General features: G+C 54.0%; 19 protein-coding genes and 2 tRNA genes. 13 read left to right on the top strand and 8 right to left on the bottom strand.

What is annotated here, in order from left to right:
• The first annotated feature begins 3 nt into the window (after window positions 1-3).
• On the top strand, window positions 4-1,032 hold the full coding sequence (locus IAE30_RS26095) for an HlyD family secretion protein (protein WP_045816621.1): 1,029 nt from the start codon (window positions 4-6) through the stop codon (window positions 1,030-1,032).
• Between the two features lie 202 nt (window positions 1,033-1,234).
• Complete coding sequence (gene ypdK / locus IAE30_RS30460) at window positions 1,235-1,309, top strand: membrane protein YpdK (protein ID WP_100701370.1); 75 nt, start codon at window positions 1,235-1,237, stop codon at window positions 1,307-1,309.
• 40 nt (window positions 1,310-1,349) lie between these two features.
• Here ypdK and alaC read toward each other — a convergent pair whose 3' ends face one another.
• Window positions 1,350-2,582: an alanine transaminase gene (alaC, locus tag IAE30_RS26085; RefSeq protein ID WP_200539186.1), complete on the bottom strand. Its 1,233-nt coding sequence runs from the start codon at window positions 2,580-2,582 to the stop codon at window positions 1,350-1,352.
• Window positions 2,583-2,700: 118 nt separating this feature from the next.
• Window positions 2,701-3,225: a GNAT family N-acetyltransferase gene (locus IAE30_RS26080; RefSeq protein ID WP_045816619.1), complete on the bottom strand. Its 525-nt coding sequence runs from the start codon at window positions 3,223-3,225 to the stop codon at window positions 2,701-2,703.
• Window positions 3,226-3,798: 573 nt separating this feature from the next.
• Between IAE30_RS26080 and IAE30_RS26075 the strand changes: the two genes are divergently transcribed.
• Together IAE30_RS26075 and IAE30_RS26070 are read left to right on the top strand one after the other, a co-directional pair.
• Window positions 3,799-5,490, top strand: coding sequence for a sensor histidine kinase (locus IAE30_RS26075; RefSeq protein WP_304622284.1), 1,692 nt, complete (start codon window positions 3,799-3,801; stop codon window positions 5,488-5,490).
• Complete coding sequence (locus IAE30_RS26070; RefSeq protein ID WP_038645613.1) at window positions 5,487-6,212, top strand: LytTR family DNA-binding domain-containing protein; 726 nt, start codon at window positions 5,487-5,489, stop codon at window positions 6,210-6,212. Before IAE30_RS26075 ends, IAE30_RS26070 begins: the two co-directional genes overlap by 4 nt.
• A gap of 33 nt (window positions 6,213-6,245) precedes the next feature.
• On the opposite strand, the gene glk is transcribed toward IAE30_RS26070, so the two are convergent.
• Entirely contained in the window at window positions 6,246-7,211 is a 966-nt protein-coding gene (gene glk, locus IAE30_RS26065; protein WP_045816616.1) for a glucokinase, read from the bottom strand.
• 301 nt (window positions 7,212-7,512) lie between these two features.
• Complete coding sequence (locus IAE30_RS26060) at window positions 7,513-9,168, bottom strand: alpha-keto acid decarboxylase family protein (protein ID WP_200681277.1); 1,656 nt, start codon at window positions 9,166-9,168, stop codon at window positions 7,513-7,515.
• A 213-nt stretch (window positions 9,169-9,381) separates the two neighbouring features.
• On the opposite strand from IAE30_RS26060, the gene mgrA reads away from it, so the two are divergent.
• Window positions 9,382-10,374, top strand: a complete 993-nt coding sequence (mgrA, locus tag IAE30_RS26055) for an L-glyceraldehyde 3-phosphate reductase (RefSeq protein ID WP_200681276.1) — start codon at window positions 9,382-9,384, stop codon at window positions 10,372-10,374.
• Between the two features lie 159 nt (window positions 10,375-10,533).
• Window positions 10,534-10,890 (top strand): DUF2502 domain-containing protein, encoded by a 357-nt coding sequence (locus IAE30_RS26050; protein WP_200681275.1) that lies wholly within the window; start codon window positions 10,534-10,536, stop codon window positions 10,888-10,890.
• Window positions 10,891-10,950: 60 nt separating this feature from the next.
• Here the strand turns inward: IAE30_RS26050 and IAE30_RS26045 are convergent, their stop codons facing one another.
• Window positions 10,951-12,192, bottom strand: a complete 1,242-nt coding sequence (locus IAE30_RS26045) for an Nramp family divalent metal transporter (protein WP_034825925.1) — start codon at window positions 12,190-12,192, stop codon at window positions 10,951-10,953.
• 369 nt (window positions 12,193-12,561) lie between these two features.
• On the opposite strand from IAE30_RS26045, the gene IAE30_RS26040 reads away from it, so the two are divergent.
• The 5 genes from IAE30_RS26040 to IAE30_RS26020 all read left to right on the top strand — a co-directional run bounded on the left by IAE30_RS26040 (window position 12,562) and on the right by IAE30_RS26020 (window position 18,227).
• Window positions 12,562-13,752: a NupC/NupG family nucleoside CNT transporter gene (locus IAE30_RS26040; RefSeq protein ID WP_034825912.1), complete on the top strand. Its 1,191-nt coding sequence runs from the start codon at window positions 12,562-12,564 to the stop codon at window positions 13,750-13,752.
• A 192-nt stretch (window positions 13,753-13,944) separates the two neighbouring features.
• Window positions 13,945-15,033, top strand: a complete 1,089-nt coding sequence (locus IAE30_RS26035) for an LLM class flavin-dependent oxidoreductase (protein WP_200539183.1) — start codon at window positions 13,945-13,947, stop codon at window positions 15,031-15,033.
• Window positions 15,033-16,016, top strand: coding sequence for an ABC transporter substrate-binding protein (locus IAE30_RS26030; protein WP_200681274.1), 984 nt, complete (start codon window positions 15,033-15,035; stop codon window positions 16,014-16,016). The genes IAE30_RS26035 and IAE30_RS26030 overlap by 1 nt, the downstream gene beginning before the upstream one ends.
• Window positions 16,013-16,603 carry a cysteine dioxygenase gene (locus tag IAE30_RS26025; RefSeq protein WP_038645597.1) on the top strand — a complete coding sequence of 197 codons (591 nt, stop codon included), beginning with the start codon at window positions 16,013-16,015 and terminating at the stop codon, window positions 16,601-16,603. The genes IAE30_RS26030 and IAE30_RS26025 overlap by 4 nt, the downstream gene beginning before the upstream one ends.
• On the top strand, window positions 16,596-18,227 hold the full coding sequence (locus IAE30_RS26020) for a rhodanese homology domain-containing protein (RefSeq protein ID WP_200681273.1): 1,632 nt from the start codon (window positions 16,596-16,598) through the stop codon (window positions 18,225-18,227). Before IAE30_RS26025 ends, IAE30_RS26020 begins: the two co-directional genes overlap by 8 nt.
• A gap of 578 nt (window positions 18,228-18,805) precedes the next feature.
• Here the strand turns inward: IAE30_RS26020 and IAE30_RS26015 are convergent.
• Window positions 18,806-18,881 (bottom strand) — tRNA-Ala (locus tag IAE30_RS26015).
• A 39-nt stretch (window positions 18,882-18,920) separates the two neighbouring features.
• Window positions 18,921-18,996: transfer RNA gene (locus IAE30_RS26010), tRNA-Ala, on the bottom strand.
• Window positions 18,997-19,340: 344 nt separating this feature from the next.
• Here IAE30_RS26010 and IAE30_RS26005 point away from each other — a divergent pair.
• A complete protein-coding gene (locus IAE30_RS26005; RefSeq protein ID WP_200681272.1) occupies window positions 19,341-20,126 on the top strand; it encodes a formate/nitrite transporter family protein in 786 nt (261 codons plus the stop codon).
• 114 nt (window positions 20,127-20,240) lie between these two features.
• Window positions 20,241-20,594, top strand: coding sequence for a YfeC-like transcriptional regulator (locus IAE30_RS26000; RefSeq protein WP_038645592.1), 354 nt, complete (start codon window positions 20,241-20,243; stop codon window positions 20,592-20,594).
• A gap of 83 nt (window positions 20,595-20,677) precedes the next feature.
• Here the strand turns inward: IAE30_RS26000 and gltX are convergent, their stop codons facing one another.
• Complete coding sequence (gltX, locus tag IAE30_RS25995; RefSeq protein WP_200681271.1) at window positions 20,678-22,099, bottom strand: glutamate--tRNA ligase; 1,422 nt, start codon at window positions 22,097-22,099, stop codon at window positions 20,678-20,680.
• Window positions 22,100-22,427: the final 328 nt, after the last annotated feature.

Genomic DNA, 22,427 nt, shown 5'->3' with positions numbered 1-22,427 from the left:
GATATGCAAGCTTTTGCTTTGAAAAGAACAGTACTGTTGAGTGCCCTATTAATCGTGTTGCTGGCCATGGCTTTTTTTGTCTGGTCATCAATGACCGGGAATGATCACCGCACGGATGATGCTTACGTCAATGCGGATTACACGCTGGTGGCACCCAAAGTGTCCGGTTATATCGCCAGTGTGAATGTGCAAGATAACCAGCGAGTAAAAGCGGGCGAACTGCTGGCCACACTGGACGATCGCGATTACCGCGTGGCGCTGGAAACGGCGCAGGCGAATTTGCAGGTCAGCGATGCCAAGCGCCTGAGCAGCCAGGCTCAACTGGAGCAGCAGCAATCAACGATTGATGAAGCCAAAGCGACCTTAGCGGCGAGCCAGGCGTCAGCGCAATATGCCGGACAGAGTGCGGCGCGTTATAACCAGCTGTATAAAAGCGGCACTATTGCTGCTGATGAGCAGCAGAAAGCCAGTTCAACTCAGCGTTCAGCATCCGCTGCGGTGCGCCAGAGTGAAGCGGCGCTGGCAGCCGCAATGAAACAGGTTGGCGTGTTGCAAGCGGCCGTGCGTCAGGCAGAAGCCGATGTGACGGCGGCGCAGGCTAGCGTGGATCAGGCGAAATTAAATCTTTCTTACACGCGGATTGTGGCGCCGGTAGAGGGTATGGTGGGTCAGCGTTCGGTGCGATTGGGCGCTTACGTCAGCGCCGGAACCCGTTTGCTGGCTGTGGTGCCCTTACAGCAAACCTATATCACCGCCAACTATCTTGAAACTCAGCTGGCAGATGTCCAGCCTGGGCAGAAAGCGGTAGTGAGAGTCGATGCATTGCCTGGCAAGACCTTTACCGGTCATGTCGACAGCATTGCACCGGCGACAGGCGCGACCTTCTCCGCCATTTCACCGGACAATGCTACCGGTAATTACACCAAGGTCGTGCAGCGTTTACCGGTGAAAATTGTGCTGGATGCCAACCAACCCGATCTGGCACAACTGCGTGTGGGCATGTCCGCGATACCGGAAATTGAAGCGCGATGAAAATGTGAGCAATCTCTCAGAAATGGCCTATTTATTTTCGGATCGATTGCGCGTAAATTAGCGCTCGATCCTGTTCTGAGTTCGCTTGGAACCACCTGAGAAGAAAGCGTGCAGCGGTTATGAACTTCACCTTTCTCTTATTCTGTTCGGGTTACGCTGGAGTGGGATCACCAGCATGGTAACCGCTCAGAGGAGTCATTTTGTGAGATACGCTTTGATGGGAGTTTCTTTCTTCCTGTTAATCTGGGTAGGCACCTTCGTGCTGATGCTCAAATAAATCCTGCCAGGCGGGGCGACCAAAGTCGCCCTTCTTAGTTTTACTCTTCTTCCAGCGCTTTTACCGTTCCCGGCAATATACCATCCGCGCGGAACATCGCTTTGATGCCACGTACCGCCTGACGAATACGATCGCTGTTTTCAATCAGGGCAAATCGCACATGGGTGTCACCGTAGTCACCAAAGCCGATGCCAGGTGAGACGCACACTTTGGCTTCCAGCAACAGCAGTTTAGCGAACTCCAGCGAACCGAGATGCGCGTAGTGATCGGGGATTTTCGCCCAGACGTACATCGATGCTTTCGGCAGATCGACCATCCAGCCCGCCTCATGCAGGCCTTTCACCAGCACGTCACGACGGCGTTTGTACTGTTCAGCGATATCACGCACGCATTGCTGATCGCCTTCCAGTGCGGCAATCGCCGCAACCTGCAGTGGGGTGAAGGTGCCATAATCGTGGTAACTTTTGATGCGCGCCAGTGCAGATACGAGCTCTTTGTTACCCACCATAAAGCCGATACGCCAGCCTGCCATGTTGTAGCTTTTTGACAGGGTAAAGAATTCCACCGCCACGTCTCGTGCGCCCGGCACCTGCATAATCGACGGCGCTTTCCAGCCATCATAGGTGATGTCGGCATAAGCGAGGTCGTGGATCACCAGCACGTTGTACTGTTTCGCCAGCGCGATCACCCGTTCGAAAAAGTCGAGTTCAACACACTGTGAAGTGGGATTGGATGGGAAGCCGAGGATCATCATCTTCGGTTTCGGGTAACTTTCACGGATGGCGCGTTCAAGCTCGTTGAAGAAGTCAACGCCTGCCACCAGCGGTACGGAACGCACTTGCGCACCGGCGATCACCGCGCCGTAGATATGAATCGGATAGCTCGGATTTGGCACCAGTACGGTGTCGCCATGATCGAGCGTCGCCAGCATCAGGTGTGCCAGCCCTTCTTTGGAACCGATGGTGACAATCGCTTCTGATTCGGGATCGATCTCCACCTGATAGCGATCTGCGTACCAACGCGAGATGGCGCGACGCAGGCGAGGAATGCCTTTCGAGGTGGAGTAACCGTGCGTGTCTTCGCGTTGCGCTACCTGACAGAGTTTTTCCACGATGTGTGGCGGCGTAGGGCCATCCGGGTTCCCCATCGAGAAATCGATGATGTCTTCGCCACGCCGACGCGCAGCCATCTTCAATTCAGCGGTGATGTTAAATACATACGGGGGAAGGCGTTCAATACGCGAGAAACGACGGGGTGTGCTGTTATCAGCCATGATGTCCTCTGGTTTACGTAGGCGCCCGGACCGTCCGAGCGACGCTGGTCACTGCGGTGACCGAAGAAAGAACATAACGCGCTGATAACAGAATTGTCGAGAGCAACAGAATATTTTTTTAATTTTGTGGATTCAGGCGACCCAGCACCCAATCGTTTACCCATTGGTCGTTTAGCAGATAATTATCCCGCAGCGTGCCCTCTAACGCGAAACCATTCTTTTCCAGAATGCGTCGGGACGGCCAATTCCCCTCTATGACCAGAGCTTTGAGTTTATGAAATTCTGCCTGTAGCAAGAAGTCGCACAGTGCCTTGAGCGCTTCACTGCCGTAGCCGTTTCCAGTGAACCGATGGCAGAGCATGTAGCCGACCTCGGCCTGCCGATAAGGCTGCCATTCGGCACTGCATCCGAACAGGCCAATGGGTTCATTGGTTTCGCGCAAGCGCGCCACCAGGCACAGCATGTGGAAGCTGGTGACTTGCCAGGGTGCGAGGCGTTCAGTGAAGCGCTGACGAATGTCGTTTTCGTCAGGGATTTCACTGACCCAGGTCATGGTGCCGGGATCTTCATGTACCGCTTTGAAGATTTGCCAGTCTTCGGGTTGTAAGCGTGTCAGGGACAAGCGAGGGGTAAGAAGTTGCATTGCTGCGCTCCGCGAAATAACTCATGGCAACATAGCAAACCGAGTCATTGACAACCAGCGTTCCGCGCAGGGATAACTAATCCTCTTTTTGTTACTCAAGTTTTCCTCTTTTTGGGAATTTAAGGAGATTGAGGGAGTTGGGAGCTGGGAGCTGGATTTAAAGTTGCTGTTGGTTGGGAGCCAGGGCCAGAACGGACCAGCCCGATCGCAAAGACAAAACGCATCCGTGCAGATCGGCTGGGCCATCCATGGCCCAGACGCTTTGCTCTTCGGGCTGGTCCGCTCTGGCCTTGAGCTGAATGCGTTGCTGTTTCAAAAACGCGCGGAGGATGCTGGAGAAATTGGCAGGCTATTGGAAGTGCTTTGATATTCGGGTTGGTTTGTTTTGGGCATGAGCTGAAGACGTTGCTGTTTAAAACCGCGCGGAGGATGTTGGAGAAATTGGCAGAAAATTGATCTAAACCATGAGAAGCGTTTTGCGGGTGTCGCGGCGCTGGCAGATCTTGATCACATTTTTTATCATAACCTCACCCAGGTTCACTCCGAGAGATGCCCTTGCCTTCCCACTTTGACATGCTGCTGGCGGTATTTGACCGCGCTGCGCTGATGCTGATTTGTCTGTTCTTCCTTACCCGCACGCGGGTATTCCGTCAGCTGCTGCAAAAAGATGAGCATTCGATCAAAGAAAAGGTGGTGGTGACGGCGATTTTCTCGTTGTTTGCGCTGTTTAGCACCTGGTCAGGCATTAACGTAGATGGCTCGCTGCTGAACGTGCGTGTGATAGCGGTGATGTCCGGCGGTATTCTGTTTGGCCCCTGGGTTGGCATCGCGACAGGGGTGATCGCGGGCATACATCGTTATCTGATCGATATGGATGGTGTCACGGCCGTGCCTTGCCTGATTACCAGTATCATTGCCGGTGTCGCTTCTGGCGTCATTAATCGCCGCGTGAGCAAAGAGCAGCACTGGCGCGCCGGTATTCTTGGCGGCATGCTGTGCGAAACCCTCACCATGGTGCTGATTGTGTTATGGGCTCGGCCGATGGCCTTGGGCTTTTCCATTGTTTCTGAGATCGCTTTACCGATGATTCTCGGCGCATCGAGCATTGGCTTGATTGTGCTGTTAGTGCAGAGCGTGGAAGGGGAAAAAGAGGCGATTGCCGCGCGCCAGGCCAAGCTGGCACTGGAGATAGCCAATAAAACTCTGCCGCTGTTTCGTCAGGTGAATAGCCAGTCACTTCGCCAGGTATGCGCGATTATTCGTAGCGATATTCACGCCGATGCCGTGGCCATCACCAATACCCAACAAATTCTCGCCTATGTCGGTTACGGTGAACATAACTATCAAAATGGGGATGATGGCATCAGCCCGACTACCGCGCAGTCAATCGCGAGCGGCAAAATCATCATTAAGAATAATGATGAAGCCCATCGCACCAAAGATATTCACTCGATGCTGGTTATTCCCCTTTGGGAAAAAGGGGAAGTAACGGGCACACTAAAAATCTATTATCGTCGTGCGCATCGTATTACCGGATCGCTGAAAGAGATGGCTATAGGTTTGTCGCAAATTATCTCTACCCAGCTGGAGGTGTCACGTGCAGAGCAGTTACGTGAGATGGCGAATAAAGCCGAGTTGCGCGCGTTGCAGAGCAAAATTAACCCGCACTTCCTGTTTAACGCGCTGAATGCCATCTCCTCTTCCGTTCGTCTCAATCCGGATACGGCACGCCAGTTGGTGATTAATCTGTCGCGCTATTTGCGCTACAACCTTGAGCTTAACGATGACGAGCTGATCGACATTAAAAAAGAGCTGTGGCAGGTGAAGGATTACATTGCCATTGAACAGGCGCGCTTTGGCGATAAGCTCTCGATGATTTATGACATTGATGAAGATTTGCACTTCACGCTGCCAAGTTTGCTGATTCAGCCTTTGGTGGAAAATGCCATTGTGCACGGGATTCAGCCCTGCCGTGGCAAAGGTGTGGTGACGTTGAGTGTGAAAGATCTCGGGGAGAGTGTTCGCGTCGCGGTGCGCGATACGGGCGCAGGGATCAGTGAAGAGGTGATTGGCCGGGTGGCACGCGATGAGATGCCCGGTAACAAAATCGGCCTGCTTAATGTGCATCATCGGGTGAAGCTGCTTTCCGGCCAGGGTCTGAGCATCACTCGTCATCATCCGGGCACGGAAATCGCCTTCACTCTGAGCAAAAACGGTCAGCGCATGGCTGCACCGTTGAGCCATATCACGGAACCCAGCGCGTGAAAGCCATTATCGTCGAAGACGAGTTTCTTGCTCAGCAAGAACTGAGCTGGATGATCCAGCAGCACAGTCAGATCACTATCGAAGCCTGTTTTGATGATGGGCTGGAGGTGCTGAAGTATCTGCAAAACCATCGCGTCGATGTCATTTTCCTCGACATCAATATCCCTTCGCTGGATGGCATGCTACTGGCACAAAACATAAACCAATTTGCGCATAAGCCGTTGATAGTGTTTATCACCGCATGGAAAGAGCATGCGGTGGATGCTTTTGAACTGGATGCGTTTGACTACATCCTCAAGCCCTATCATGAGTCGCGTATTATCACCATGCTGAACAAGCTGGAGGCCAGCGCACAGCAGCAACTCGCACAGCCGTCCACTCAGCAAAGTGCGCCGCAAACCGTTAACCTGGTGAAAGATGAGCGCATTATCGTGACAGATATCAACGATATCTATTATGTTGAAGCGCACGAAAAACTGACGTTTGTTTATACCCGCCGCGAAGCGTATGTGATGTCGATGGCGATCAGTGAATTCTGCAGTCGCTTGCCAGAACCGCTCTTTTTCCGATGTCATCGATCGTACTGCGTCAACCTCAGCAAAATTCGTGAGATCGAGCCGTGGTTTAACAATACCTATCTGGTGAAGTTACGCGATTTGGATGCGCAAGTGCCGGTGAGTCGCAGCAAGGTGAAGGCGTTTCGCCAGTTGATGAGGTTGTAAAGCGAGCAGCAGGACGCTGCTCGCCTGAACAGATTACAGCACGCGACCCAGTGTCTGGCGCAGATGTGCGCCCGCGCCCAGCAGGCCTGGCTGATCGTGCGTGATCATATACACCGGGATATCGACCAGATAATCACGGAAGCGGCCTTTATCTTCAAACGCGGCGCGGAAGCCGGAAGCTTTGAAGAAGTCGAGGAAGCGCGGCACAATTCCCCCTGCGATGTACACGCCACCGAAGGTACCAAGATTGAGCGCCAGGTTGCCGCCGAAACGCCCCATGATCACGCAAAACAGTGACAGCGCGCGACGACAATCGATGCAGCTATCTTTCAATGCACGTTCGGTGACATCTTTCGGCTTGAGGTTTTCAGGCTCACGGCTGTCAGATTTGACGATGGCGCGATAGAGATTCACCAGACCGGAGCCTGACAGCACGCGCTCTGCCGACACATGACCTAGCTCCGCGCGCAGCACTTCAAGAATCTCGCCCTCTTCTTCGCTGTTCGGGGCGAAGTCAACGTGCCCACCCTCTCCCGGCAAGCTGATCCAGCGTTTATCAACGTGCACCAAATGGCTGACGCCCAATCCGGTGCCGGCGCCATAAATGGCAATCGGTTTGCCTTCTACCGGCGCTTTGCCACCAAACTGAATCACTTCATTGTCGGTCAGCATCGGGATTGCCATCGACACGGCGGTGAAATCATTAATGATTTCCAGGCTGTCGAATGCCAAATGTTCTTTCATCTCACGCGTTGAGAATGCCCAATCGTGATTGGTCATCTCCACCCAATCACCGGTGATAGGACAGGCAATCGCGATACAGGCATGCTTAATGTCCAGCTTTTGCTCGTCGAGATAAGCACGAATCACCGCTTCAAGATTGTCGTAGTCTGATGTTGAGAATGTTTTGGCCTGGGAGATGGCACCGGTTTCCACCTCACACAGGGCGAGACGGGCGTTGGTACCGCCCACATCGCCGACCAGGGCGTATTTTGTCATTCTTCTGCTGCTCCGCTTGGGTCATAAACAATTGCAGGACACTATATAAGAGCCTGCCAATAAAACAATAACGCCCACCAGCATGATGGGCGTAAACACTTCGGGTGCGTGCCACAGCCTGACAATCAGCGGCTTCACTGTATAGAGGCAACTTTCCGAAACTGCGGGCTTATCGCGCCAGGCGTTATCGTCGTAGCCTCACGGGAAACGGACGGTGCGGAGAAACCGGAGCGTACCGGGAGTACGTAATGATTTCAGGCGCCGCCTGGTCTAAAGTCACAAAGCCTGAGCCGGATAGCGGCTAGCCGCCGTTGCGCTGGTGCAGAGCCGCCGTGACTTTACGCAACAGCGGCGGCAGATCTTGTTTCTCCATCACCACTTCCACCAGCGTCAGGCGACGATGACGCATCAATTGCTCCATCACCGCCGTTAACTGCACCGTTTCGCTCACTCGCCAGCTTTGTGCGGCACACTGGACGCTCATCGCATGTGGCAACGCAGTCCAGTTCCACTGCGCGATGTCGTTATAGCGCTGTTCAGCGCCATGAATCGCCCGCTCAACCGTGTAACCCTCATTATTGATCAGGAAAATAATTGGCTGTTGCCCATCACGCTGCATGGAACCTAGTTCCTGGATTGTCAGCTGCGCCGAACCGTCACCGATAATCAAAATGACGCGCCGGTCAGGTTGTGCCGTTTGTGCACCAAAGGTCGCCGGTAGAGTATAGCCAATCGATCCCCATAGCGGTTGCACCAGCAATTGCGCGCCCGGCGGCAAACGCAGCGCGGCCGCACCGAAGGCGGCCGTGCCCTGATCGGCCAGGATAATATCATCCGGCTGCAGGAAGCGCTGCATCGCCTGCCAGAATGCGCGCTGACTGATTACCGCATCATCGTTTTGCTCAATTTCTTCGCAAGATGCGGTGTCAGCCAGCGCCCAATGTGCGCAGTGGCGTTGATAAACGGGCAATAATGCGGCGAGGGCTTGCGCCATGCTAAGCGGCGCAAAGCGTTCGCCCCCCACCATGGCGTGAAACGGTTGCAGGTCGATAACGCGCTCTGCAGGTAATTGCTGGGTGAAACCGGCGGTCAAGGTATCGGTGAAACGCACGCCCACGCACAACGTCACGTCCGTCTCCTCGATAGCACGGCGCACCTGATCGCTGCTGCCCTCGGCCGCATAAGTGCCAACATAACCTGCCTGTTGTTCATCAAGCACGCCTTTGCCCATCAGTAATGTGGCGGCGGGAATGGCGCGCAGTTGGCGGAGTGAAAATAGCTGCGATTGCAATTGCCAACGTGAAGCGAGGAAATCGGCCAGTAACGCCACGCGCTGTGCAGGAGCCAGTAAGCGTTCAGCGGCAGCAGCAAAAGCTGTCGCTACTGCGGTGTCCTGATGGACAGGCGCAACGGGCTGGGCATCAGGCACCGTAATCTCCGTCGCCGCGACATCCACCGCCAGCAGCAGATAGCCGGGCCGGTGCTGGTCAAGCGCTTCCGCTATCACGCGGTCAATTTCTTCAGCTGCATTCTCCGCAGTTAGCACCGCGCTGGCGATACTGACCTCTTGTGCCATGCGCAGGAAATGATGGAAGTCGCCATCACCCAGTGAATGATGTACACAGTCACCTTGCTGTTGCGCACGACTGGCTGGCGCGCCAACAATATGAATAACCGGGACATATTCGGCATAGCTGCCCGCAATCCCATTGATCGCACTCAGTTCACCCACACCAAAAGTGGTGAGCAATGCAGCAGCGCCGTTGCAACGACCGTAGCCATCCGCCGCGTATGCGGCATTGAGTTCATTGGCGCAACCGACCCAGGCAATCTCGGGGTGCGCGATAACGCTGTCGAGAAATTGCAGATTGTAATCACCCGGCACACCGAACAGATGACGGATACCAGCTTGCTGTAAACGGTGCAGTAAATAGTCGCCAACGTTGAGGGTTTTCATCGACAGCTCCTTCTTAAGGGGATGATCGAAGTATCAGCGATGTGGCTGAATTGGCGAGATTTTCACCATCAGCGCATGGTGATTTGTGGCAAGCAATCGTTACGACGACAGAAAATTCTGTAAGTTGCGATCTTCGGCGCGTTTCGGCTTAGTGTAAACGCATACACTGCTATGCTGATGTCACTTTCTCCCTTCTTGAGACAGGAACGCTGCATGTCTGTATTTCCTCACCCCGAACGTTATCAACAGATGCAATATCGTCGCAGTGGCCGTACCGGCCTGAAATTACCGGCTATTTCGCTCGGTTTATGGCACAACTTTGGCGACAGCACGCGCGTTGATAACAGCCGTGAATTACTGCGCCACGCCTTTGATCGCGGCATCACGCACTTCGACCTCGCCAATAACTACGGACCCCCGCCGGGTTCCGCCGAATCCAATTTTGGTCGCATTTTGCGTGAGGATTTTGCCGGATTGCGCGATGAGTTGGTGATTTCCACCAAAGCCGGTTACACCATGTGGGACGGCCCTTACGGCGACTGGGGCTCACGCAAGTATCTGATTTCCAGTCTGGATCAGAGCCTCAAGCGCATGGGGCTGGAGTATGTCGATATCTTCTACCACCATCGCCCTGACCCGGAGACGCCGCTGGAAGAGACCATGCGTGCGCTGGATCAGGTGGTGCGTCAGGGTAAAGCGCTGTATGCCGCCATTTCCAATTACCCGGCAGATAAAGCAGCGGAAGCGATTGCCATTCTGCGCGATCTGGGCACCCCTTGCCTGATTCATCAGCCGAAATATTCCATGTTCGAACGTGCACCGGAAGAGCAAGGTTTACTGGATGTGCTAGGTGATAATGGCGTCGGCTGCATCGCCTTCTCTCCGCTGGCTGGCGGCGTGTTGACCGATCGCTATCTGCAAGGCATCCCGGAGGATTCGCGTGCCGCCAGCGGCAGTCAATTCCTCAATGAGAGCCAGTTGACGCAAGAGAAGATGGCAAAAGTGCGTAAGCTGCAGGCCATCGCGCAACAGCGTGGGCAGAAGCTGGCGCAAATGGCGCTGAGCTGGGTGCTACGTGATGCGCGTGTGACTTCAGTGCTGATTGGTGCGAGTAAAACTGCGCAAATTGATGATGCGGTTGAGATGCTAAGCCAGCCCATGCTGACAACTGAAGAGATCGAAGCGATTCATAACATATTAGTGTAAACGCTTACCTATCCGGCTCAGGCCGGGTATTTTCCGCAGCAGAAAATTCTCAATTCAGATTTCCCGCAACGTTTTCAGATTCACTCTCAAGGCAACACTGGACCGATGTGGCACACTAGCGCAACGGTGGCAGTGATAAGCCACTGAAAAGGAGAAGTTATGAAACGTGCAATTTTGTTTGCCGCCTTGCTGGCAACACTTTCACCCCTGGCAATGCACACAGCAGAAGCCAACAGTGCCACCCTGACGCTGGCTCCGGGTGTCACGCTGCATCTCGGCGATCGCGATCGTCGAGGTTACTATTGGGATGGCGGCCGCTGGCGCGAGCCGCGTTGGTGGAATGACCGTTATCGCTACAACGATCACCGCTGGTGGCGTCATGAAGAGTGGCGTCGCCATGAGGCTTACGAACGTGAGCGCGAACGCCGCTGGCATGAACGGGAACGCCGTGAGCATTGGCGCCATGACCATCGTCATGATGATGGCCGCGACCATCACGATCACCACCATCATTAATATAAAAATCCCGGCTTAAAAGCCGGGATTTTCTTTTCTTCGTGTTGACCAGGCAAAGAGTTACCAGCCGAGCGCCTCGCCCACCAACAGATAGAGATTCAATGCCACTACCAGCACCACTATCAGGCGTCCGGCGTTCTGCATCAGGCGTGAATTGACCATCTCATCGCCCATCAACTCACGGTTGCCGGTAAAGGCCAACAGCGGGATCAACGCCAGAGCGATACCGAAACTCAACAGTACCTGGCTCATCACCAGAATGCGTGTAGGATCCCATCCGGCCCAGATCACGATAAAGGAAGGCAGCATGGTGATAGTGCGGCGCAGCCACAGCGGAATGTGGAAGCGAATAAAGCCCTGCATCACGACTTGCCCCGCCAGCGTTCCCACCACAGTAGAAGACAAGCCTGCCGCCACCAGACTTAATCCAAATACAATGGCTGCTGCGCGGCCCAATAAAGGTTGCAGCGTTAAATAAGCCTGATCGAGGTCAACGATGCTGGTATGACCGCTGAAGTGAAAAGCCGCCGCCGCAGTCGCCATCATCGCCAGATTCACAAAGCCGGCAATGGTCATGGCAATCGCCACATCCAGTTTGGTTGATGAGTAGCGATCCGCTTTACTGCCAATGTTACCGTGTTGCGTCAGTGCCGAGTGCAAGTAAATCACATGCGGCATGATGGTGGCACCCAGCACACCGGCAGCGAGGAACACCGCGTCGGAGGTTGGCAGCGAAGGCAGCGCCATACCGGTGACCAGTTCACTCACTTTCGGCTGCGAGAAAAACAGCTCAACAATATAGGCAGCGGCGACAAACAACAGCAGGCCGCCAATCACCAATTCCAGCGGTTTCTGGCCCCGGCTTTGCAGCATCAAAATCAGGTAGGTGGCGACACCGGTGAGCACTGCGCCTTGCAGTAGCGAAATCCCCAGTAATAATTTAAAGCCCAGCGCCGCACCGATAAATTCAGCAAGGTCAGTGGCCATAGCGATGATTTCCGCCTGCACCCAATAGAACCACACCGCCGGGCGCGGAAAACGATCGCGGATATGTTCTGCAAGATTTTTACCGGTGGCTATACCGAGTTTGGCCGACATCAGCTGAATCAGCATCGCCATCACATTGGCCCAGACCACCACCCACAGCAGTTTGTAGCCGTAGGCCGCACCCGCCTGAATGTTGGTGGCAAAGTTACCGGGATCGATATAACCAATCGCCGCGATGAAGGCGGGGCCCAGCAGCGCGAGCTTGATCTTTCTGGCTCCGCGAGCGGCGCGCTCAGCGGTGCGACTTTCTGACATAGTATGGACCCTGTCCTAACGCTTGTTGACCCGTGTAGCTTAGCGGGCGCTCAAGGCAAGTGAAATTTGATTATAGTTATCGTATTAATAGATGGTGCTATGAAGTATAGCCATTGCTATACCTTGCGGTAAAGCCAGTTCTTGCCAAAATGTTTGCAACAGGAATCACTCTACTCTCGGGTTATTTTATAGACAATGTTTTTGTGGATATTTCTTGTGAAGGCTTTGTGAAGAGGTTGTGAGCGGTGAGACTATTCTTAGAAATTTGTCGATACCGAATACTTATAATGTGGTTTTGATCTCGTTTTTAAGTAACGCGTTACATAGAATACGCAACAAAATACAACCCTCCTCAAATTTGGAGCCGACATGTCCCATATTTTGCACTTTCTTTTGGCATTAGTGGTGGTAGCCGTACTGGCCTTGCTGGTCAGTCACGATCGTAAAAGCATCCGCATTCGCTACATCGTTCAGCTTCTGGTGATCGAAGTTTTGCTGGCGTGGTTCTTCCTCAACTCTGAAGCGGGCCTCGGCTTCGTCAAAGGGTTTGCAGGTCTGTTTGATCATCTGCTCAAGTATGCCGCCGAAGGTACCAACTTCGTGTTTGGCAACATGAACGACAAGGGCCTGGCGTTCTTCTTCCTTAATGTTCTGTGCCCGATCGTGTTTATCTCGGCGCTGATCGGTATTTTGCAGCATTTCCGTATCCTGCCTTGGGTGATCCGCGGCATCGGTACCGTGCTGTCAAAAGTGAACGGTATGGGCAAACTGGAATCCTTCAACGCCGTAAGCTCTCTGATTTTGGGACAGTCAGAAAACTTCATCGCGTATAAAGATATCCTCGGCAAAATGTCACAGCGTCGCATGTACACCATGGCGGCGACGGCGATGTCGACCGTCTCCATGTCCATCGTCGGTGCCTACATGACCATGCTGCAACCGAAGTACGTGGTGGCTGCGCTGGTATTGAACATGTTCAGCACCTTTATCGTGTTGTCACTGATTAACCCTTACCGCGTCGATAGCGAAGAAGATCTGCAGTTGCAGGATCTGCACAAGGGTCAGAGCTTCTTCGAAATGCTGGGTGAATACATCCTCGCCGGTTTCAAAGTGGCGATCATCGTTGCCGCCATGCTGATTGGTTTTATCGCCCTGATTTCTGGCCTGAACGCGCTGTTTGACCTGATCTTCGGCATCAGCTTCCAGGGTGTGCTGGGTTATGTGTTCTACCCGTTCGCGTGGGTGATGGGCGTGCCGTCCAGCGAAGCGCTGCAGGTGGGCAGTATCATGGCGACCAAACTGGTTTCTAACGAATTCGTGGCGATGATGGATCTGCAGAAAATCGCCGGTCAGCTGTCACCGCATGCGGAAGGCATTCTGTCAGTGTTCCTTGTGTCCTTCGCTAACTTCTCTTCTATTGGGATTGTGGCAGGTGCGATTAAAGGTTTGAACGAAGAACAGGGTAACGTGGTTTCACGCTTCGGCCTGAAATTGCTGTACGGTTCAACCCTGGTGAGCGTGCTTTCTGCCGCTATCGCCGGTCTGGTTCTGGCCTTCTGATGTTTAGGGCGAGCTGCGGCTCGCCCTTCTCTTCTTAATTATGCCTTTCTGTTCTATCTCACTTCGATTCCCGCTTATCCCCGCCAATCGCCACTTCCCCGCTAAACGCAAAACCTTTGCACAATATTGAATTTCCTTCACGGTTGCCTGCGCCCGTAGCTTTTCTCCATAACGTCACATCTGGAGAATCGTATGAGCATTCAATTTCTTGGCATGATTGGCCACCGACTGGCTTCCGAGATCATCCCCGCCAGCGGCCCGCTGTTTGATAAAGATTACATCGCACGTTTCGCTCGCGCCCATGAAGAAGCGGGCTTTGACCGTATTTTGGTGGGGTATTGGTCCGATCAACCGGATGGCTTTCTGGTCACCGCCCACGCGGCGGCACACACTTCCTCACTGAAATTCCTGCTGGCACACCGTCCGGGCTTTGTCGCACCGACCCTGGCCGCACGCAAGCTGGCAACGTTGGATCAACTGACCGATGGTCGTCTGGCGGTGCATATCATCAGCGGCGGTAGCGACGTCGAGCAGCGTCGCGATGGCGATTTCCTGAATAAAGCCGAACGCTATGCACGCAGCGACGAGTTCCTCACCGTGCTCAGGCAGAGCCTGGAGTCCAGTCAGCCTTATGATCATAAGGGAAACTTTTACCAGGCTGAACAGGCGTTTTCAGCCATCAAGCCCGTGCAGAAAAAACTGCCGGTGTACTTTGGCGGATCGTCTCAGGAAGCGATTGATGTGGCTGCACGCCATGCAGATGTGTTTGCCTTGTGGGGCGAACCGCTGAAAGGGGCGGAAGAAACGGTGCGCAACGTACGAGCCGCTGCGGCTCAGCACGGGCGCGAAATTGATTTCAATATCTCGTTCCGCCCCATCATCGGTAAAACCGAAAAAGAAGCCTGGGAGCGCGCCGAGCATATCCGTGAGCTGGCAGAAAAACAGTTACAAGAGACCGGATTTGCGTTTGGCAAACCCAAGCCGCAAAGCGTCGGTGCTCAGCGCCTGCTGGCTGCCGCCAATGAAGGCGATCGCCTGGACAAAGTACTGTGGACAGGCGTGGCTAAACTGGTGCAAGGCGGCTACAACTCCACAGCACTGGTGGGTACTGCCGATCAGGTTTCCGACGCGCTGCTGGATTACTACCGCCTTGGCATTCACAGCGTGCTGATTCGCGGCTTCGATCCGCTGAATGATGCGGTGGAATACGGCGAGGAGCTGATTCCGCTGACGCGCGAGAAAGTCGCGGCGCTAAACGCCGCTGACAAAAGGAGCGCCTGATGCGGCTGGCTGCAGTGTTTACCGGTGTTGCGCTGGCGCTCTCCACGCTCAATCCGCTTTTCGCCGCAGACAAAGTCACGCTGCGCCTGGGCGATGTTAAGGGGGATCGTTTTGCCGCGTTAAAAGCGTCAGGTGAACTTAATAATCTGCCCTACGATCTGAAACTCACCGCCTTTGATTCGGGTGCACCGGTGCAGGAAGCATTAAATGCCGGTGCACTGGATGTCGGCTTTACCGGTGATCTGCCGTTCCTGTTTGTGTTTGCGGCTGGCGCGCCGGTGAAAGCGGTTGGCGCATGGCAAAGCAATCCTGACAGTATCGCGCTGCTGACGCGTCCTGATGCCGGGATTCACCATTTGCAGGATTTGAAAGGCAAGCAGATTGCGGTCAATCGCGGCGGATGGGGCCACTATTTGCTGCTTGGACTGCTGGAGCGCGCCGGATTAAAACCAGACGATGTCACGCTGCGTTTCCTTGGCCCTGTTGATGGTCGCGCCGCACTGACTTCAGGAGCCGTATCGGCCTGGGCGCCATGGGAACCTTATATCGCTACCTCCACTGCTGTAGATGGCACGGTGCGCGTTGCTGACGGCGGCGGCAAAGGCATTATGTCGGGTTATTCGTATGCGCTGGCGCGTGACGAGGCCTTACATGATGCCGGTAAGCGTAAAGCGATTGCCGATCTACTGGCGCGTCTGGCTAAGGCACAAATCTGGGCGCAGCAACATCCGCAGGAGTTTGCCAGCGTGCTGGGTAAGACACTGAATATGCCCACCAATATCACCAGCAGCTGGATTGCTGATGCACGTATTCGTCCACTGGTGTTTGATGCCAGCCTGATCCCCACCCTGCAAAAATCGGCTGACTTCTTCCATCGCTATCAGGTGCTGCCGAAAGCGATCGATGTCAGTAAAGCCTTTGATTTTAGTTTGTCGGCTCAGGCCAATCAGGTTGCCAAAAGCGCGCCGGGAGATAAATCATGAGTGCCAATCAGCATCATCGTTTACGCGATTTTGTCGGCAATCTGGCTACGTTACTCGACCAGAATCCCGATGAAGCCACCATTTTGCAACAGGGTAGCGTTTGGCTCGGAGAGTTAATCCAGCATGATGACTGGCTGGACGAGGCTTATACCCAGCCACATCCCGAACACTATCAGCAATATCTGCTGTATGCCGATGCCCGACAGCGCTTTTCAGTCGTGAGCTTCGTGTGGGGGCCGGGCCAGCAAACCCCGATTCACGACCATCGCGTATGGGGATTAATTGGCATGCTACGCGGTGCGGAGATATCACAATCCTGGCAGCCCGGGCCAAACGGCTTGCAGCCGGAAGGTGCACCAATACGCCTTGATCCCGGCAGCGTTGAAGCCGTATCTCCCACCGTGGGCGATATTCATCGCGTCAGCAATGCCTATGACGATCGCGTCTCAATCAGCATCCACGTGTATGGCGCCAATATCGGCGCGGTAAAACGCGCGGTGTACCGCGAAGACGGCAGTGAAAAACAGTTTATCTCCGGTTACAGCAACCGTTACTTACCGAACATTTGGGATCTATCACATGAGTAAACCCGCATTCCCTTTCCGTCAGGCGACGGACATTCTTGAGTCACTGCGTCAACAGCAGGAAGTGGCGATTGTTGATGTCCGCGACGAAGCGCTGTTTGCCACCGGTCATCCGCTGTTTGCGGTCAATATCCCGCTTTCCAAACTGGAACTGGAACTACTGGATCGCATCCCGCAATTGACGACAGCTATCACGCTATATGATAACGGCGAAGGACTGGCACAGACGGCTGCGGAACGAATTGCAGCACTGGGTTACAGCAATATAGCGCTGTTAAAAGAGGATTTAGCCGGCTGGCAGGCTGCGGGCGGTGAGCTGTTTATTGATGTGAATTCGCCGAGTAAGGCCTTTGGTGAACTGGTTGAACATCACAATCATACCCCTTCCCTGTCAGCCGATGAAGTGCACAGCTTAATCAACAGTGATGCCAACGTGGTGGTGCTGGATGCGCGTCGCTTTGATGAATATCAGACCATGAGCATTCCAGGCGCCACCAGCGTACCAGGCGGTGAACTGGTGTTGCGCGTACGCGATATCGCGCCATCACCGGAAACCACGGTGATTGTGAACTGTGCGGGCCGCACGCGCAGCATTATTGGTACTCAGTCGCTGGTGAATGCGGGCATTCGCAATCCGGTGTTTGCGCTGCGTAACGGCACTATTGGCTGGACGCTGGCAGGCCACGCGCTGGAGCATGCTCAGTCGCGCCGATACGGTGAAGCCAGTGAAACGGCACAGCGCCAGGCTGCGACGAACGCGCGTAGCATCGCGGATCGCGCAGGCGTGGAGCGCATTCCTCTGGCAACACTCAAGCGCTGGCAGCAGGAAACACGCACCACTTATCTGTTTGATGTGCGTGACGCTGACGAGTATGCAGCGGGTCATCTGCCTGGCAGTCGTCATGTACCAGGCGGACAGCTGGTGCAGGAAACCGATCATTACGCCAGCGTGCGCGGTGCACGTATTGTACTGATTGATGACGATGGCGTGCGTGCCAACATGACCGCCTCCTGGCTGGCGCAGCTGGGCTGGCAAGTGTCGGTGCTGGAAGAGCTGCAGGCCAGTGATTTCAGTGCCACCGGTGCCTGGAAAGCGCAGGTTCCTGCTGTTGCGCAGCCCGAGTTTGTTTCGCCACAGCAGCTGGCGGAGTGGCTGGAAGAAGGTCAGACCCAGGTATTGGACTTCACCACGCACGCCAATCACCTTAACAGCCATATTCCGGGTGCGGGCTGGCTGCTGCGCTCAACGCTGCAAAAAGAAGGTAAAGCCATACTGCCAACGGCACGACGTTATGTGCTGACCTGCGGCAGCAGTTTGCTGGCCGGATATGCGGTTGACCAGGTGGCGGAACTCACCGGCAAGCCGGTGTTTGTGCTGGAAGGCGGCAATGCGGCCTGGCGCGCAGCGCACCTGCCGACCGAGCAAGGCGACCAGCAGTTGCTTTCACCGGTGATTGATCGCTATCGCCGTCCGTATGAAGGCACCGATATCGCACCTGCCGTGATGCAGGCGTACCTGGATTGGGAATACGGCCTGGTGGCGCAATTGGATCGTGATGGCACGCACGGCTTCCGTGTGTTGCCTGCTCAAGAACAAGCCGCAACCGCTAAACTCTTAGCGCCATAAATTGCGCCGCGACAAGATTGTGCATAATTTCAGTGCACACTATGCTCTGGCGGCACGATTTATGGGGCACTCTGATGAAGTGCTGAATGCTGAACGGATAAGATGATCTCAGCGCGTGAGAAGCTGCTGCGGTGCGATTCATTGCGCACTCTCATGCAGTGCTGAATGCTGAATGCTGAACGCTGAACGCTGAACGGATAAAATCATCGCAGTGCGTGAGAAGTTACTGCGGTGCGATTCATTGCGTCCCCTGAGAAGAAGCCGGAATGCTGAACGGATAAGATCATCGCAGCGCGTGAGAAGCTGCTGCGGTGCCATTCATTGCGCCCCCTGAGAAGAAGCTGGAATGCTGAATGGGGTGAGATCATCTCAGCGCGCAGGAAGAATCAGCGAACAGGAAGAAGCTCGCGCGTTTTATGGCGCAATTCGTCGAGAGACTTGATATCAAAAGATGGGCGCATTTCAGAACGCTGGGAGTGTCGTCGCACCAATAAAGACGCCATTCTGCATATGAAATGAGCAATTATGAATTCAGTAAGGTTGGATTGTGTTGCAATTGTTCAGGACGAACAGAGATTTGGTGGAGATAAGCGGGATCGAACCGCTGACCTCTTGCATGCCATGCAAGCGCTCTCCCAGCTGAGCTATACCCCCACATCTGGAAATCTTTTTCAGTGCATCGTTAAAACGATTTGGTGGAGATAAGCGGGATCGAACCGCTGACCTCTTGCATGCCATGCAAGCGCTCTCCCAGCTGAGCTATACCCCCAGCACCGAAAAACAGCCGATTTAACTCGACGGACGGCATCATATGAAACCGCTCCCTGAGTGTCAACGCCAAATTCTCGTTCTGTGTTCAATCGCTGAAAAAGGCGGCAACGCCCTACCGTAATGGCTTTTTTTTCAACGCAATTACGCATATCGTTAACGCATTTTCGCATTTAACGCCCTGCAACCAAGGTTAAATCAGGGTTAAAGATGTTAGGAATAATCTTGTGTTCGTTACGGGTAAGTGTAAAACTTAGCGCGCTAATTAACCGGTCAACCTTCCAGGGTATATCACTCATTGATCGGCCAGCATTTTCCCCTTGTTCAATAAAAGAAAAGTGAATTATGTCGCTGCATACACCGAAAGAGATCGCCCAACTGGCGATTCAAGCGGGCGTGGCTAAAAGCCGTTTGCCTGTTTCCACCTTATTGATCCTTGGTTTTATGGCCGGTGCATTTATTGCCACCGGTTTTCTGTTGGATCTGCATGTTATCAACCAACTGCCTGCTGAATGGGGCTCCTTTGGCGGCTTCCTCGGCGCCGCGGTGTTTCCGGTTGGCCTGATACTGACCGTTCTGGCCGGCGGTGAACTGTTGACTGGCAACATGATAACCTTACCGATCGCCTGGTTCGCCCGCCGCATCAGCGGTTTGAGTGTGCTGCGCAACTGGTTCTGGGTCACGATTGCCAACTTTATTGGCAGCATCGCAGTCGCCTGGTTCTTTGGTCATATGCTCGGTATGACCGAAGGCGATTATCTGAAAAAGACCGTGGCGATTGCTCACGCGAAAGTGAATGCGGATTTCCTGCACGCGTTCATTTCAGGTATTGGCTGCAACTGGCTGGTGTGTCTGGCTGTGTGGTTAGCTTTTGCCAGTAAAGATATGGTCGGCAAAATCTTTGGCATGTGGTTCCCGGTGATGGCCTTCGTGGCGATTGGCTTCCAGCACGTGGTGGCGAACATGTTTATTGTGCCCGCCGCGATTTTTGCCGGACAAATGAGCTGGGCAGACTTTGCGCCAAACGTGATTGCCGTCTTCCTTGGCAACGGCGTGGGCGGTGCAATATTTGTTGGCCTCACCTATTTCCTTGCTTTCCGTCCTGCACAAGCTGAAACCAGCGAAGCTTAATATCCGATTTATGCCTTTTGTCATGAGACAAGAGGCATTTTCCTGCCTGATTACTTTTCCCCGTTACGTTTTGTTGTAATATGTACAGCTAATGTATTTAACAGGGACAGCATCGTGAAAAAGGAATGGCTCACCCCCGAGGAGCTCGCGCTGGAAACGGGCTACAGTCGGCAAACGGTGAATAAATGGATCAAACGCGAAAACTGGACAACCACGCCCAAGCCCGGTGTACAGGGTGGTAAGGCGCGATTGATTCATATTGATGAGCGTGTAAAAAGCTTTATTCAGTCTACCCGCCACGCGACCGAGCCGGCGGCCAATTACGGTGCTCAACAAAATACGTTACCTGCGTTATTAATAAATTCTGTCCAGCAAATGACAACCGCTGAGCAAGATCAACTGGCTGCATTGTTGCTACGCGAGGGGATAAGTGGTGTGCTGGAACGGCTAGGGATTAAAGAAGATTAAAAAAAGCCGGGCGCTCATGCTCCCGGCTTTTTTAATGCCCACGATAAGTGCAGCGGCAACGTTACAGGCTGCCGCTACCTCAATTAAGCCTGGGCTTCACGCTCAGCAATAAAGGCCAGCGCTTTATCGATGCGAGCCACGCTGCGGCTGCGACCAATCGCTTCGACAGTCACATCCAGTGCCGGAGACTGACCTGCACCGGTGACCGCCACGCGCAGTGGCATGCCCACTTTGCCCATACCCAGTTCGAGCGCATCGGCGGCACCCTGAATCGCGTTGTGCACATTCTCCGCATTCCACTCGCTGTCGCTCAGCGCAGCCAGTTTGTCACGCACCACTTCCAGTGGCTGACGCGCAACAGGGCGTAAATGTTTCTTCGCCGCATCGGCATCAAAAGCATCGAACTCTTCATAGAAGTAACGGCAAGAAGCGGCAATCTCGACCAGCGTTTTGCAACGCTCACCCAGCAGCGTCACCAGTTTCGCCAACTCCGGGCCGGTGCGGGTATCGATATTCTGCTGCTCGATGTGCCACTGCAGCTGCGTTGCCACGTTTTCCGGCGGCAGCGTATTGATGTAGTGATGGTTCAGCCACTGCAGTTTTTCGGTGTTAAACGCACTGGCAGACTTACTGACAGCATCCAGGGTAAACAGCTCGGCCATCTCAGCCACGCTGAAAATTTCCTGGTCGCCATGTGACCAGCCTAAACGCACCAGATAGTTGAGCAACGCTTCCGGCAGATAGCCGTCATCACGGTACTGCATCACACCCACTGCGCCATGACGTTTCGACAGCTTCTTACTGTCATCACCCAGGATCATTGAGACGTGTGCGTAAGTTGGCACTTCTGCACCAATCGCCTTAAGGATGTTGATCTGGCGTGGCGTGTTGTTGATATGGTCCTCACCACGGATCACGTGCGTGATGCCCATATCCCAGTCATCCACCACTACACAGAAGTTGTAGGTTGGTGAACCATCGGTGCGGCGGATGATCAGATCATCCAGCTCCTGATTACTGAACTCAATGGGTCCACGGATCTGGTCGTCAAAAATGACCGAACCCTCATGCGGGTTACGGAAACGGACCACGCAAGGCTCATCCGCCGCATGATGTTCATGGCTGTCACGGCAGCGGCCGTCATAACGTGGCTTCTCGCCTTTCGCCATCTGCTCTTCACGCAGCGCGTCTAAACGCTCTTTAGAGCAATAGCATTTATAAGCGGTACCCGCTTCTACCATCTCATCGATGACCGCGTTGTAACGATCAAAGCGCTTCGTCTGATAGTACGGGCCTTCATCCCACTGCAGGTTCAGCCAGTTCATGCCATCCATGATGGCTTCAATGGCTTCCGGCGTTGAACGTTCCAGATCGGTATCTTCGATACGCAGAACGAATTCGCCCTTGTTATGGCGAGCATAAAGCCAGGAATAAAGAGCAGTACGGGCACCGCCCACATGCAGGTATCCCGTTGGGCTGGGTGCGAAGCGAGTTTTGATTTTCATTCAGCATTGCCTTAGATGCGCAGGTTTCTTTGTCTGGATGACAAAAAAACGGGTTAACGCGAAAAAACAGTGCGCATATTCTAGCAGGTGGGACGCTTTCCTCAATGACTCTCGCGGCGGCATCACAGATTGAAGTGCGTTTTTCTGCTAATAAAACCAGCACATTGGCTAAAAGCGCGGCATGCTGCCTAAATTTAAAGCGAACGCACATTTATGTTTTAAAAAGCGTTGACTCACTTCGAAGGATCCCTATAATGCGACTCCACACAGCGGGGGTGATTAGCTCAGTTGGTAGAGCATCTCCTTTACACGGAGGGGGTCGGCGGTT

Source organism: Pantoea sp. S61, from assembly GCF_016625145.1.
GTDB lineage: Bacteria > Pseudomonadota > Gammaproteobacteria > Enterobacterales > Enterobacteriaceae > Pantoea > Pantoea rwandensis_B.
Note: the sequence above shows the minus strand (reverse complement) of the source record. Positions and strands in the feature narration are given on the sequence as shown.